The following is a 13,644-nucleotide window of genomic DNA, read 5'->3' on the forward strand; positions in this document are numbered from 1 at the left end:
TGTGATCGTGTCTCGTGGTCAGTAGCGGAGCAGTCGCATCCCGTTGAGGATGACGAGGAGGACGCTGGCCTCGTGGACCAGCATTCCCGACGCGAGGGTGACGTAGCTGGTGAGCACGCCCGCGAGGAGGACGGTCACGGTCAGCACCGCGATCCCGACGTTCTCGAGGACGTTCCAGCGCGTCGCCTTGCTGAGTTTGACCGCGTACGGGATGCGTTCGAGGTCGTCGGCCATCAACGCCATGTCAGCCGTTTCGATAGCGGTGTCCGTTCCCGCAGCACCCATCGCGATGCCGACATCGGCAGTGGCCAGCGATGGCGCGTCGTTGATGCCGTCGCCGACCATCGCGACGACGTGGCCGTCGGCCTGGTAGCCCTCGATGACGGACTGCTTGTCCTCGGGGAGGAGTTCGGCACGGTACTCGTCGATACCGACCTCCTCGGCAACGGCAGCGGCCGTCCGATCGTTGTCGCCGGTGAGCATCACCGTCTCGATGCCAGCGTCTTGGAGCGCCGCGACGACCCCAGGAGCGGCCTCCCGGAGCTCGTCCCGCATCGCAATCGCGCCGATGATGTCCCCGTCCCGAACGACGTGGACGACTGTCTCGCCGCGCCCCTCACGCTCGCGGACGTAGTCGGCGACCCGATCGGGGACATCGACGTCGCGGTCGTCCAGCAGCGCGCGGTTGCCGACGACGACTTCCTGGCCATCGGCATGGGCGATGACGCCCTTGCCGGCGACCACGTCGAAGTCGTCGGGATCGGGGACCGACCTGCGCCCCACGTCCGTATCGTCCGCTTGGGCGACCGTCGCTCCACCGTCCGTCGCAGCCGTCTGGCGTTCGCGGGCCATGTCGACGATGGCGTCCGCGAGGTGGTGTTCGCTCTTCTTCTCGGCGGTCGCTGCGAGCGAGAGGACGTCGGCGGCGGCGACGCCGAACCCCTCGATGTCGGAGACGGTGGTCTCGCCCTTCGTGAGCGTCCCCGTCTTGTCGAAGGCGACGAGATCGATCTTGCCGGCGCGTTCGAGGTGTTCGCCGCCCTTCATCAGCACGCCCGACCGGGCGGCGTTACCGATGGCCGAGACGATGCTGACCGGTGGCCCGATGACCAGCGCGCCCGGACAGCCGATGACCAGCAGCGTCAGCGACAGGATCGCGTTCTGCGTGACCGCGTACGCGCCGATAGCCAGGGCAATGACGGCCGGCGTGTAGTACTTCGCGAACCGGTCGATGAGACTCTCCGTGGGCGACTGAGCCTCCTGGGCCTCCTCGACGCGACGGATGATCCGTTCGAGAGTCGTATCCGATCCCGCTCCCGTCGTCCGGATTTCTAGCGCGCCCTCCTGGTTGACCGTCCCGGCGTACACCTCGTCGCTGTCGGCCTTGTGGACGGGCGCGCTCTCGCCGGTGACCGGCGCCTGGTTGACTGCGCTCTCGCCGTCGACGACGGTTCCGTCGACCGGGATCTTCCCGCCCGGCTTTACGACGACGACTTCGCCCTCTTCGACATCGCGGGCGGAGACCTTTTGGAGTGTCCCGTCGCGACGGACGGTCGCCGTGTCGGGCGTCATCTCCAGCAGCTCCTGGAGGGCCGTCCGAGTCTTCCGCATGGTGCGGCCCTCGAGGTAGCTGCCGAGGCTGAACAGGAAGACGACGGCGGCGGCTTCCCAGTACTCGCCGATGACGATGGCGCCGATTGCAGCCAGCGTCACCAGCGTCTTGATGCCGAGCGTCCGGTTGGTGACCTCGTGGTAAGCGGTCTTGGCGATGTCGTAGCCACCCACGACCGTCGCGAGGACGAGGATGGCGGCGCTTGCCATCTCGAAACTCGTGAGGTAGCCGAGACTCCAGCCACCGCCGTACAGCAGGCCGCTTGTCGCCGTGACGATGGCCTTCCGGTGGTTCCGGTAGTACTGCGTGATCGATTGTTTGTTCATAGTGTTAGGCGGGCTGGGGAGTGTACCCCTGGTTTTCGATGGTCTCTGCGAAGGCGTCGGGGTCAGCGACGCTGTCGTCGTACTCGATCTCGACGCGGCCGGTCGCGTAGTGGACTTCGACGTGCTGGACGCCGTCGACGTTCGACAGGGCGCGTTCGACGGTACTCGCGCAGGTCGGGCAGTCGAAGTCGAGGACGCGGAATTGGGTTGTGTCGCTCATTACAGTTTGAGATAGTGCCCGTACCTCAATAAGTATTTTTTATATGATATGTTTGAATTCGGATACGAGTCGTTGGAACAGTCAAACGGGTCGTCTAGGGCTTTCGCTATCGCGGGTCCATCCTGTACTGGATACCTCGACAGACACCTACCCGACTCCTGCCCCGCTACCTTTTCCCGCGTGCTCGCGCTCAGTCCTCGTATGAGTGATTCCGATACCGACCACCGTCTCGACGACATCGCGGTGCGAGACACTCGGATTTCGGACGCCATCGACGAGCCGATGCGGGCGATGGTCCTCGACATTCTGTCCGAGGAAGCCCTAACTGCGACCGAGGTCCACGAACGCCTCGACGATCGCGGCATCGACCGGACGGAGAACACGGTCCGCCATCACATCAACGAGCTCCGGGATGCGGGCCTCGTCGACGTCGTTCGCTTCGAGGAGGGGCGTGGTGGGACGACGAAGTACTACCACGCGAACACGATCGTCCTCTCGTACTCACTACCAGATTCGGCCGACGCCGCCGTCGAGGAGATGATCGACGCTGCCCAGCCCCAGATCACGGACGCGCTCACTACGCTCACCGACGAGTACGACGACGCTATTGAGGAGATCGTCGAGGATATGCAGCCCTGCGAGCACTGCCAGACCCAGAAGTACGAGACGTACGTTCTTCTGACCGTCCTGCGACGTGCGTTCGTTCGCGCCCACAGAAATTCCTGAGGGGGAACCACCCCTACGCTGGCAGGGTCTTAGAAGGAGAACCGATCACGCGCGGATTGCATCGCGAGGCGAGTCAGGAGTCGCGCAGGGCCACGCTTTGGGAGGTCCCGTACAGTCTCGATGCTGGTCGGCGGTTCACTACCACCAATGTCTAACTCCCAGCCTGTCTCGTCCATGAAGCGTTCGACAGCCTGATTTACTCGCTGTCGCACGTCGTCCGAGTCCATTGTCTCGGGCACACCATTCCGGAGGACGACGTCGCCGTCAACGATCACTGTCTCGACGTCGGCCGGGACCGCGTTGTTCACGACGTGTGCGGGAACGTTGGTCAGTGGCGTGAACTTCGGTTTGTCGACGTCGAGGAGGATAATATCCGCGCGCTTTCCCGCTTCGATACTGCCGATCTCGTCGCCCATCCCCAGCGCGCGTGCGCCCTCGATAGTGAGAATTCGTATCAGTTCCATCGAGTCGAACTGCCCGGCTGAACGCTTGAGATTTGCCGCCAGCCGAGCTTGCCGCGCTTCACCGAACATGCTGTACGAGTCGTGCCAGTAGTGGTCGTCAATCCCTACTCCGACGTCGACGCCGGCGGCTCGAAGCTCGGGAACGGGCGTCCACTGCGTCTCCCCGTCCGGATTCCAGTAACAGAAGACGGACGGGCAGTGCGCAACAGCCGCGTCCGCCTCGGCGGTTCGCTGGATGTCCTCTTCGTCGCCGAGGCGGAAGTGAGCAGCGACCAGTCGGTCGTCCAGGAGTCCAACGTCGTCGAGCAATCCTACCGAGTCCTCGCCACCGTTCGCTCGTGCCATCGTGTTACTCTCCTCGAGTTCGAGCAAGTGCGTGTGGACGAGCAGGTCCGGATACTCTGCGGCGAGGGATGCGGTCCGTTCCCACAGCTGCCGGGTACACGACCAGTCGTCGTGCGGGCAGATCGTCGCCCTGATTCGGCCGTCGTACGTGTCGTGGTACGTTTCGACGAACTCGCGAGCACGGGAGAACTGCTGATCGACTGGTTGGTCCCAGAAGAGGTCCGAGATCGCCGGGCCGAAAAATCCGCGGAGCCCTGCTTCCCCGAACGCCTCTGCACCTGCGGCAGGCCGTGCGTCCATCGAGTTCACGGTCGTGACACCGCCCAAGAGGAAATTGAGCGCTGCGAGCTCGACGCCTGCCTCGACGAGGTACTCGAATTCGCCGTTCCCTAATCTGTTAAACAAGGCCGTCCCACTCCCAAGCATCTCCGTCAGCTCGAGTTCGCTAAACGCACCGATGAGCGGTGTCATCTCCAAGTGCGTGTGGGCGTTCACCAACCCCGGCATCACCAGTTTCCCGTTCCCGTCGATAACGGTGGACGCTTCTAATTCTCCGTCTCCTGCACGTGATGGTCGGACTTCTTCGATACAGCCATCGGTGATGCATACTGTGCCGCGCTCGTACAGGCGGTTCCGCTCGTCGGCTGTGAGAACGAGTGCATCATGGATTGCCAGATCGACAGCCATCGTAAATTAGGAAGTGGATGTGACAGTTACCGTACTGGACAACCGAGCAGGCCGGCGAAGGCTGTTCTTCCAGGTGGTGTTCCCCTCATTTGGGATATCATCGGTCTCTACTGGTCCCATTAGCCTCTAATACGTCGGCGTGATTTAATCAGATTCCCCTTTTGAATCTGAAGTCGGATTCCGTGGAGCTTGTGGAGGTTTGCAATGTTTTCCCCTCTTCACGATAGATCATCTATGGCCGACGGTTACGATGCCATAGTACTGATACCCTCATAGGCAGTATATTCTAATCAAAACCGCAATAGATGATCCCTACAATGATACACCTATGCAGGCGACGATAATCGACGGAGTTCTTGAATCCCTTCGTATCGGTGTCGGATTTCTCTGGACGGCGGCGTGGGCGATCATCATGGGCCTCACGATTACGAGTCTCGTCCAGGTCTACGTCTCGAAGGAGCGGATGGCACAGGTGCTGGGTGAGGGCGATCTAACTGGACTTACCAAGGCGACTGTGTTCGGAGCAGCAAGCAGTGGCTGTAGTTTCGGCGCCGTCGCCATCGGGAAGGGCCTGTTCAAGAAGGGGGCGCACGCGGTGAACTTCCTCGCGTTCATGTTCGCGTCGACGAACCTCATCGTCGAACTAGGGCTGATGATTCTCATCCTGCTTGGCTGGGAGTTCCTCGTCGCGGAACTGCTCGGCGGCCTGATTCTCATCGCCGTCATGGCCGCCATCGTCCACCTCACGCTTCCCGAAAACCTGTTTAACGAAGTCCGCGAGAAGCTCAACGAGCGCGACCGCCAGGCGGGCGTCACGGAAGATCCCACCTGCGGGATGGAGGGGAAAGACGAGTACACGCTCACGACCGACGGCGGTGAGACGCTCAAATTCTGCTCGGAGGGCTGTATGGAGACCTATCGCCAGGAGACGTCGAGTAGCGGCGGGTGGCGTGACGAGTTGCTGTCGTGGGGTGGCTGGTACAAGGTCGGGAATCAGTACCGCAAGGAGTGGTCGATGATCTGGAAAGACATCGTCGCCGGCTTCCTTATTTCTGGGTTCGTCATCGTCTTCGTCCCGCAGTGGGTGTGGAACACGCTGTTCATTCAGGGCGACGGCCTGCTCGTGACTGCCGAGAACGCCGTCATGGGCGTCATCATCGCCGTCCTCAGTTTCGTCGGCAGTATGGGCAACGTCCCGTTCGCCGTCGCGCTCTGGGGTGGTGGCGTCAGCTTCGCCGGGATCATCGCGTTCGTCTACGCCGACCTCATCACCGTGCCCGTGCTGAACGTCTACCGGAAGTACTACGGCTGGAAGATCATGCTGTACATCCTTGGCGTCTTCTTCGTGACGATGGCGTTCACTGGCTTCCTCATGGAGTTGCTGTTCGACGCCCTCGGCATCGTACCAGATCTGGCCGGTGGCGAGACGGCGACCGAACAGACGTACTTCGAGCTCAACTACACGTTCTACCTCAATATTATCGCCTTCGCGCTCTCCGGGTTCCTCCTGTATGTCTACCGACGTGGAATCGGCGCACCAGGTCAGTATCGTGATCCGGTGTGTGGCATGCGGACCGACGATGAGGGGCCGAGTGCGTCCAATGATGGGATGACGTACTATTTTTGCTCGAAGACCTGTAAGCGGGCATTCGAGGAAGAGCCCACGGAATTTGCTGATCAAAGCCCGCAGATAACAAACCACGATCACGATCACTGATAGATGTACTGTGGTTCATCCGCTGTGAAGCACTTCATCATCGCACCTTCAATCCGCAATTGTCACACCTGTCGCGCCAAAATTGATTGTATGAGCAGTCAGATATCGAAACAAGGGGATGTCATATGAACCAACGTCCAGCGGATACCGTCGTTGGTGTGCTCCTTGGGTTCGTCCTCTTGGCTGGCGGACTACTCAGTTGGCGGGCCTATCAACAGCGTCGCGCTATCGAGCAGTCGATGGGGCCGATGATGGACTCGTCTATGGGGGCGATTCACGGTCCAGATCCTCTCTGGTACGTGGTTGGAACCCTTCTGGTCGCAGGCAGTATCGGTGGCATCTATTACGTGGTTCGAGGGAATCTCATCGATTCGACAACCGACTCAGCGGATCACATCGACCCCGATCAGGTATCGGAGGCAACGCCTACATCGATAGACGATGACGCCTCGCCGGCGACGCCTATCAATCCTGAATCGGATCCGCAAGCGCGCGTTCTCGATCTCTTACCGGATGATGAACGACGCGTCCTTGAACCCGTCCTGAACTCGCCTGGAATCACGCAGATCGAACTTCGGGATCGATCTGAGTTCTCAAAGAGTAAAGTGAGCCAGACCGTGAGTTCACTCGAGGAGCGCGGGCTGCTGTATCGGGAACGACAGGGTCGAACCTACCGCGTGTATCCGAGTGATGACCTGCAGAACTAACAGACGTAGAAATTCATACTAACACTACCCATCATGTCACAAGCAACACTCGAAACTGATCGCATTAGCCGGGTTCTCAAGTCAAGCACGTGGCTCAATCTCCTCCTCGCCGCACAGTTGATCGCCGGGTTGGTGTACGCATATTTCACAGGAGATATGGGGAGCCGGTGGACCCATTTCGTCCTTCCATTTATTTGGTTCACCGCCTCAGTCTGGGTGATCTGGCACACTCGACCTGTAACGAAACGTCGAGTGTATCGTATTGGTGCCGCACTTGTCGTTGCTCTATATCTCATCGTGATGTTTTATTTTTCAGGATTACTTGGACCGAGCACCTCTCATTTCGGGCAGCTCACTGGACCAAGCGGCTTCGGAATAACGTGGGGTCGATCTTTGGGATGGAGTCCGGTCTTCGTCTATACAGGTGACCTGATCACGGTCTCGCTCATTCCTTACCAAGCGGTTGGCCTGTTCGCGCTGGCGTATCTCGTCTATGATGCATTGCTTGATTTCTCGCAGTCGGCAGTCGGAGGAATAGTCGGGATTGTGGCGTGCCCTGCCTGCGTTAGCCCGTTGTTTGCCGTACTACTTGCAGGCGGACTGAGTGGTTCTTCAACGATGTTATTGCTTGGTGCGTATGGCTACGAAATTGCGACCGTTCTGTTCCTCATGACAATTGGAATCCTCTACCATCGTCAGGCACTCACGAGGCAGTATCACCAGTTCCGAGGGAACTGATCCATCTCGTTCGTGGTCAGCAATACCCGAGCCTCCCTCGCCGCCTGAACCGTGGTTATTGTCTGGATCGCCGCAATGAGGTGAACAGTCTCGACGGATCCCCTTTGCTCTCACCATTCCTCTGATCCTTTCGAATTCGGCAGGTATGAACGATCCCGTCAGTAGAAAACGTTTAGATGGCGTTATAGACGTTCTTGAACGCTCTCCTGTTTGAGTTCACTCCCACGAAGATAACTCCGAACCCACCGTATGACTACTTGAGGCGAAAAACAATGACCAACCGAAACCTCGGACGATGGCTGCTCGTGGTGCTCGCGATTGTCGGACTCGCGTTTGCCGCCCCGGTAGTTAGCGCACACGGTGACGAACCGATCCAGGGGAACGAGACGGCAGCTGAAGGGACGCCAGCCGATGGTAGTGCAGCAGACTGGGCGGCCTGGATGGAAGGTCACATGACCGACTACATGGGCCCGAATGCCGTTGACGAGATGGAAGCGCACATGGGCGTGACCGTCGACGAGATGGCCCAAGATATGGCGGACGACAATCACACCGCGACGGGGATGAACGGACAGGGGTACGGCTGCTAACGATCCCTGTTCGGATCCTCGTCTGACACGATAGATATTCGACTTACTGACTCAACGATCACAATGACACACTACACCAACACTCTCGGGCGGACGACTCGTCGAATCGCAATACTAGCGGTTCCGCTGTTGATTGTAGCAACGGGCACCGCAGCGGCTCACGGTGGTGGAGGCTACGGCGGCGGTATGATGGGTAGCGGCGGTTGGGGGGTCTTCAGCGGTGGAATGGGCCTCTGGAGCTTCCTTTGGATGGGGCTCCTAATCGTCGTCCCGCTCTATCTCGTCTACTCACTCCTCAACAGAGATTCTGAGAGGAGTGATAGTCGGCCGCTTTCGGTTCTTCGTGAGCGTTACGCTCGCGGTGAACTCTCCGATGAAGAGTTCGAACGTCGACGAAAGCAACTCGAGTAGTGCCCATGACCGAAATAGAAGGAGCATCGTCGAGAAAAAATTCTCGTCTGCCAGTTGGGGCGACGGGACCGAACGCTTAAGTGCGTAAACAGGATACAGTATTACATGAGTTACACAATACAAACCAAGATTGATGGAGAGTTCGACGATGTCGTCGACGCAACGAATGCCGCGCTCAAAGACGAGGGATTCGGTGTTCTCTGTGACATCGACATTCAGGCGACGCTCAAGGAGAAACTCGGTGAGGAGTTCCGCCAGTATCGCATCCTCGGTGCGTGCAATCCTCCGCTGGCATACGAAGGGTTGAGTGTAGAAACTGAACTCGGTGCGCTCTTGCCCTGTAACGTCATCGTCTACGAGAACGATGACGGCGTCATCGTGGTGAGTGCGGTCGACCCGGAACAGTTAGTCGGGATCGCTGATAACGACGCGCTTGACTCCGTCGCGACCGAGGTCAGCGAACGATTCGACCGCGTACTGGCAGCCGTAACTGACGAGTTCGGATCCGCATCGGAGGCCTGATCTCTGATGGCATCATCGGATCAACTGGATACGACGACGATACTGCTCATCGTCCTCGGAGCGTTCATCCTCCTTCCCTTGCTCACAATGGGTATGGGGTTCGGTGGGATGATGGGATACGGAGGAATGATGGGCCAGTACGGTACCACAGGTGGTTGGTGGCCCCTCATCGGGATGCTCGTCCCGGTCATCTTCCTCCTTGCGCTTCTGGGCGGTGGATATCTCATCTTCCGGCGGATGAGCGAGACACAGACGTCTCATAATCCCGCGATGGAAGAGTTACGTCTGGCGTACGCTCGTGGCGATCTCACGGACGAAGAGTTCGAAGCCCGACGAGAAAAGCTCGAACAATCAGAGTGACCACTACCCAAACCGCGTTTCACCCGTTTGAACACCTGCGGATCGACTCGAGGGTATCGAAACCAACCGTTCGGCAGCATCGTTCCGTTACATCGAAATGGTGTGCTCGATTCAGCATATGGTTATGAGTAGTAATGGGAACAAACGACAAGTTCGGAGTGAGTCACGTCCGAAGTCTTCGCACCAGTATCGCGCGTAGCTACCCACCGAAGAATGATCCAGACAACATGACACATCACAGCCGACGTCAATTCTTAGGCATTGTCGGTGCCAGCGCAGTCGCCAGCACCGGCTTTGCTCAGTCAGCGAACGCACAGGAGACGCCCATCGTGGAGATGGGAAACAATTACTTCGACCCAATCGGCCTACGTGTTGATCCCGGGACAACCGTTCAATTTGAACTCGCAGCGGGGGCACATTCCGCTACGGCGTACGCAGATCGTATTCCGGAGGGCGCTTCCGCCTTCGATAGTGGGACGATCTCAGACGGGAGCTTCGAATATACGTTCGAAACGCCAGGGACGTATGATTACTACTGCATCCCGCACAAGTCGATTGGGATGGTCGGACGGATCGTAGTTGGCAGTCCTGGCGGACCGGCAGAGGAGGATTCAATCCCGGATGGAGAGGTCCCATCGAGTGAGGCGATTGTTGACCAGGGTACAGTCGCCTACGGCTCAAGCAGCGATGGAAGCGGGAATACTGGTGGTGGAATGATGGGACGAGGTGGTTCTGGAATGATGAGTGGCCGCAACGGAGGTGGAGTTGGAGGGCTACCAGCTGTTGGTGGCGTACTCGGAATGCTGGGCGTTCTCGGTGGCGGGCTCTACTGGCTTGGAAACCAAAAATCTCCTCAATCGACTACCGACGACTCAGCCAGAAAAACGCTCCAGAACCGCTATGCCAGGGGCGAAATTGACGAGGAGGAGTATAGACGTCGCCGTGAGCGATTAGATGCTACTGATGAGGACATCTCCAACTGATTGCCACCGTGAGAGGGTGAACTCACCGGGGTCAAGTGATTCGGGGATTAGAGAATACCGCCCTCACCGATACCTTTGATTTCAGAACGATCCCGTGACTTGTTTTGTTCCATTTATGACTGATTTCTCTTGTGATCAACTCGCCTGTGTGGCTCGGTAGTAAACACCAATTGCGAGCACGGCTACGAGGAGAAGATATCCAGTAGCCCACACCAACGAGAGAGCCGTATCTACGTCGGTTGTGAGTCCGGTATCGACCATTACACGGACTGGCCAATAGCCCGGAAAGAGTTTCATCCACCAATCAGGTTCAGATTGAATAAACAGCGGATCCTGAAACAGTCCGATATCGAGCATCGGGAGAATCAGCATCAGCCACATCCCGGCTAGGCGGTTGAAGACGGCCCCGACGAGCATCCCGATGAGACCATACGTGACCGAGACGACGAGCATCGCTGCGACGAACCACCAGAGATACTCGGGCTGGAAATCGACGAGCATCACACCAACTGAGACACCGGTGACGATGAGAGTAATTGCTGCGAGAACCCCAAACCGGGCAGCGATTACCTGCCATGCACGATAGCCAGCGACTGCCAGACGACCGTCCGTGTCTTTGGCTTCTCGCATCAGGAACAACCCGGCGAGTCCGGCGATGAGAGCACTCGTAATCGGCGTCATGATCACGCCGTGGACCTCAGGCATCCCCCGCATGACCGTCGCCGTCTCACCGTCGACGAGCGTCCGAACCGGCATCTCGACGTCCTGGGTGACTGCGAACGCCAACGTGATGAACGAGACCGGTAGGACGACCAGTAGAGCGACGAGGACGTAGTTACGCGCCTGTTCTTTGATGCCGATCGAGAACGCCGTTGTCGTACGGTTCATGCGGACCACCCACCACTGGTGCGCATCGTCACTCCGAACACTACGGTGACGAGCACGAGCAAGACGAGCAGGTATCCGGCAACGAAGCCGAGGTCGCCCGTCGTATATGTACCTTGGAACATCGCCTCCTGAAGGAGTTCCTTCGGATGATAGAGCGGGAAGTATTCCACGAACTCAGGAATGTCAGCAGCCAGCGGGCTGTCGCCACTGAGGAACGCGTCCATCATCGCGAGGAACACCACGACGAGCGAGCCTTCGAACAGTCGCGGAAGGAGCGCCCCGACGAGTGCGCCAAGAAACGCATAGACGAGGCCGGCGAGGACGAGGAATACGAACGTCAGGACAGGGGCTTCCGGTGAAATCGTCAGCCAGAGAACGCCGTAGTTCACGGCAGCCACGACAACGGTCACTCCTCCGAGCGCCGCTAATCGAGTCGCAAGCAGTGTTCGGGGTGGATAGCCTGTCTGAACGAGTCGCCGATCGGCTGCACGCGCACTAATCATCTGCGCGAGTCCCATCAGGCCGGCAATGATGGCGACCCCGAATATCGCTCCGAGAAGGCGACCTAGCTCGATCGGAATCGCCTCGACCGTCGGCATACTTGGTAACCCAGCCATTGCTTGTCCCCAGCCTTCGATAACGACAATCGGAAGGAGAAGTGCTAGGACAACATTCAGGGGGGTTCTGAGGAAGGTGGAGACGTTCGCCCGAATCCCCGTCCAAACCCTATTCATCGGTCTCTTCCCCCCGTTCACTGGCCGTTGCATCAGTCTCGCCTTCCTGGTCAGTCACGTCGTAGACCTGTCCGTCACGAACCTCATAGATGCGGTCGAGACGACTTTGCTCTTCGATCAGGTGTGAAATCATCGTGACAGCTGTTCCGTCGGCAGCGAGTTCCTCAGCGAGATCCCAGAACGTGAGATACGTTTCCCAGTCGAATCCAGTGTAGGGCTCGTCCAGCATGAGGACGTCCGGATCGTGCATCAGGGCGATACTGAGATTGATTTTCTGCCGGTTTCCACCACTGAGTTGGTCGATTCGGTAGTCAAGGTACTGCTCGAAATCGAGTTTCGACGCCAAGCGGTGTTTGGCCTCGTCGATTTCTTCGGCGGTCATTCCGTATCCGGAACCGAACAGTCGGAACGTCTCTCCGACCGTCAAGCGGTCGTAAAGCAGTGGTTCCTGTGGACACCAGCCAACGGTTCCCGTCCGTTCGACTGTTCCGGAATCCTGTTCGAGGACACCGACGAGGATGTTCATGAGCGTGGATTTGCCCGACCCGTTCGCGCCGACGATCCCGACGATTTCCCCCGTCCGAATTTCGAGATCGGCACCGGTCAAGACGGTCACAGATCGTGTGAATGGGAGTCTTGACCCGTACGTTTTTTCGACTCCCTCAGCACGAACGAGTACCTCACTACTGTTCCCTTCTGGCGTAGTAGTTGTGGATGATCCCATTGTCAGCTACATGTACACGCTCCTAATTCACTCCGATTACTCTTTCAAATCCAAAACGACACTGTCAACGCGACCCTGAATAGTAGTATTTCCTCCGCACTATTCTGTGATGGCCGAGTTTTCGGACTTATCGAATCGAATACCCCTTCTGATTAGATGGGCCTCCGAGTTGGTCTACAACAGATGTCATACGACGGTCTCGGGAATCTCGTCGTGGTCAACACGACAGCCCTGCCGGATTCAGTCCGGTAGGGGATCGATCAGAACGGTGGCTGCCCCATCGAGAACGAGGCTTCCACTATCATCTTCGATCTGTGTTGTGAGTTCGTATCGGTCGTTATCGAGAACGTCGGTGATCTCACATCGGGCCGTCAGGGTGTCATCAATGCTGACTGGTCGGCGGAATTCCAAATTCTGGGAAATATAGATCGTGACTCCGGGAAAGCACGCGAGTGCAGCACTTATCATTCCCGAGACGAGCGTTCCATGAGCGATGCGGTGGCCAAACCGGGTCTTTTCAGCGAATGCCTCGTTGAGATGGACCGCGTTTGTATCTCCGGTCGCCTCTGCAAATTTCCTAACATCCTCGTCTGTGATCGTCTTCGAGAAGCGAACACTATCTCCCGTGCTAAGTGAAGATGGGTCGGTTATCGAGAGATCGAACTCTCCAGTGGCTCGACCGTATGGCACTCGGGGGAGCGTCATTCCTCCCGATTCAACGAGATGCGGATGTGGCGTTTCGGTATACTTCTCAGGTACTTCCTCGAACACTGCTCGACAGTCTTCCGAGCAGAAGTGATACACTTTGTCGTCGTGTTCGATAGTCGGGTCGGCAGTTTCTTGTGAGACTTCCATCCCACAGACGGGGTCAACAGGCATTGATCTGTAGT

At 58.1% G+C, this 13,644-nt stretch carries 16 protein-coding genes; 9 read left to right on the forward strand and 7 right to left on the reverse strand.

Going from position 1 to position 13,644, the window contains the following annotated elements; translation table 11 throughout:
* Window positions 1-18: 18 nt before the first annotated feature.
* Together D1409_RS20760 and D1409_RS20765 are read right to left on the reverse strand one after the other, a co-directional pair.
* Window positions 19-1,938: a heavy metal translocating P-type ATPase gene (locus tag D1409_RS20760; protein WP_123538908.1), complete on the reverse strand. Its 1,920-nt coding sequence runs from the start codon at window positions 1,936-1,938 to the stop codon at window positions 19-21.
* 4 nt (window positions 1,939-1,942) lie between these two features.
* On the reverse strand, window positions 1,943-2,158 hold the full coding sequence (locus D1409_RS20765) for a heavy-metal-associated domain-containing protein (protein WP_004594622.1): 216 nt from the start codon (window positions 2,156-2,158) through the stop codon (window positions 1,943-1,945).
* Window positions 2,159-2,359: 201 nt separating this feature from the next.
* Here D1409_RS20765 and D1409_RS20770 point away from each other — a divergent pair, with 201 nt between their 5' ends.
* Window positions 2,360-2,884: an ArsR/SmtB family transcription factor gene (locus tag D1409_RS20770; RefSeq protein ID WP_004048660.1), complete on the forward strand. Its 525-nt coding sequence runs from the start codon at window positions 2,360-2,362 to the stop codon at window positions 2,882-2,884.
* A 29-nt stretch (window positions 2,885-2,913) separates the two neighbouring features.
* Here D1409_RS20770 and D1409_RS20775 read toward each other — a convergent pair whose 3' ends face one another.
* Entirely contained in the window at window positions 2,914-4,380 is a 1,467-nt protein-coding gene (locus D1409_RS20775) for an amidohydrolase family protein (protein ID WP_123538909.1), read from the reverse strand.
* A gap of 328 nt (window positions 4,381-4,708) precedes the next feature.
* Here D1409_RS20775 and D1409_RS20780 point away from each other — a divergent pair, with 328 nt between their 5' ends.
* From D1409_RS20780 to D1409_RS20810, 8 genes are all read left to right on the forward strand, one after another.
* Entirely contained in the window at window positions 4,709-6,097 is a 1,389-nt protein-coding gene (locus tag D1409_RS20780; protein ID WP_049986199.1) for a permease, read from the forward strand.
* A 125-nt stretch (window positions 6,098-6,222) separates the two neighbouring features.
* The gene (locus D1409_RS20785; protein ID WP_004048657.1) at window positions 6,223-6,804 is read left to right on the forward strand and encodes a helix-turn-helix transcriptional regulator; all 582 of its coding nucleotides are present in this window, start codon (window positions 6,223-6,225) and stop codon (window positions 6,802-6,804) included.
* 33 nt (window positions 6,805-6,837) lie between these two features.
* Window positions 6,838-7,542 (forward strand): DUF7546 family protein, encoded by a 705-nt coding sequence (locus D1409_RS24890; RefSeq protein WP_123624180.1) that lies wholly within the window; start codon window positions 6,838-6,840, stop codon window positions 7,540-7,542.
* A 272-nt stretch (window positions 7,543-7,814) separates the two neighbouring features.
* The gene (locus D1409_RS20790) at window positions 7,815-8,132 is read left to right on the forward strand and encodes a hypothetical protein (RefSeq protein ID WP_004048656.1); all 318 of its coding nucleotides are present in this window, start codon (window positions 7,815-7,817) and stop codon (window positions 8,130-8,132) included.
* Between the two features lie 63 nt (window positions 8,133-8,195).
* Entirely contained in the window at window positions 8,196-8,543 is a 348-nt protein-coding gene (locus D1409_RS20795; RefSeq protein WP_049986201.1) for an SHOCT domain-containing protein, read from the forward strand.
* Between the two features lie 105 nt (window positions 8,544-8,648).
* Window positions 8,649-9,065, forward strand: coding sequence for a DUF302 domain-containing protein (locus D1409_RS20800; protein WP_004048654.1), 417 nt, complete (start codon window positions 8,649-8,651; stop codon window positions 9,063-9,065).
* Window positions 9,066-9,071: 6 nt separating this feature from the next.
* A complete protein-coding gene (locus D1409_RS20805) occupies window positions 9,072-9,425 on the forward strand; it encodes an SHOCT domain-containing protein (protein ID WP_049983674.1) in 354 nt (117 codons plus the stop codon).
* Between the two features lie 134 nt (window positions 9,426-9,559).
* Window positions 9,560-10,408, forward strand: a complete 849-nt coding sequence (locus D1409_RS20810) for a plastocyanin/azurin family copper-binding protein (RefSeq protein WP_227262414.1) — start codon at window positions 9,560-9,562, stop codon at window positions 10,406-10,408.
* A 135-nt stretch (window positions 10,409-10,543) separates the two neighbouring features.
* Here D1409_RS20810 and D1409_RS20815 read toward each other — a convergent pair whose 3' ends face one another.
* From D1409_RS20815 to D1409_RS20835, 4 genes are all read right to left on the reverse strand, one after another.
* Entirely contained in the window at window positions 10,544-11,296 is a 753-nt protein-coding gene (locus tag D1409_RS20815) for an ABC transporter permease (protein ID WP_049909288.1), read from the reverse strand.
* Window positions 11,293-11,895: an ABC transporter permease gene (locus D1409_RS20820; RefSeq protein WP_227262413.1), complete on the reverse strand. Its 603-nt coding sequence runs from the start codon at window positions 11,893-11,895 to the stop codon at window positions 11,293-11,295. Before D1409_RS20820 ends, D1409_RS20815 begins: the two co-directional genes overlap by 4 nt.
* Before the next feature lie 127 nt (window positions 11,896-12,022).
* The gene (locus tag D1409_RS20825) at window positions 12,023-12,646 is read right to left on the reverse strand and encodes an ABC transporter ATP-binding protein (RefSeq protein ID WP_123538911.1); all 624 of its coding nucleotides are present in this window, start codon (window positions 12,644-12,646) and stop codon (window positions 12,023-12,025) included.
* Window positions 12,647-12,994: 348 nt separating this feature from the next.
* The gene (locus D1409_RS20835; RefSeq protein ID WP_123538913.1) at window positions 12,995-13,633 is read right to left on the reverse strand and encodes a MaoC/PaaZ C-terminal domain-containing protein; all 639 of its coding nucleotides are present in this window, start codon (window positions 13,631-13,633) and stop codon (window positions 12,995-12,997) included.
* Window positions 13,634-13,644: the final 11 nt, after the last annotated feature.

It is taken from the genome of Halosimplex salinum, assembly GCF_003730195.1.
GTDB lineage: Archaea > Halobacteriota > Halobacteria > Halobacteriales > Haloarculaceae > Halosimplex > Halosimplex salinum.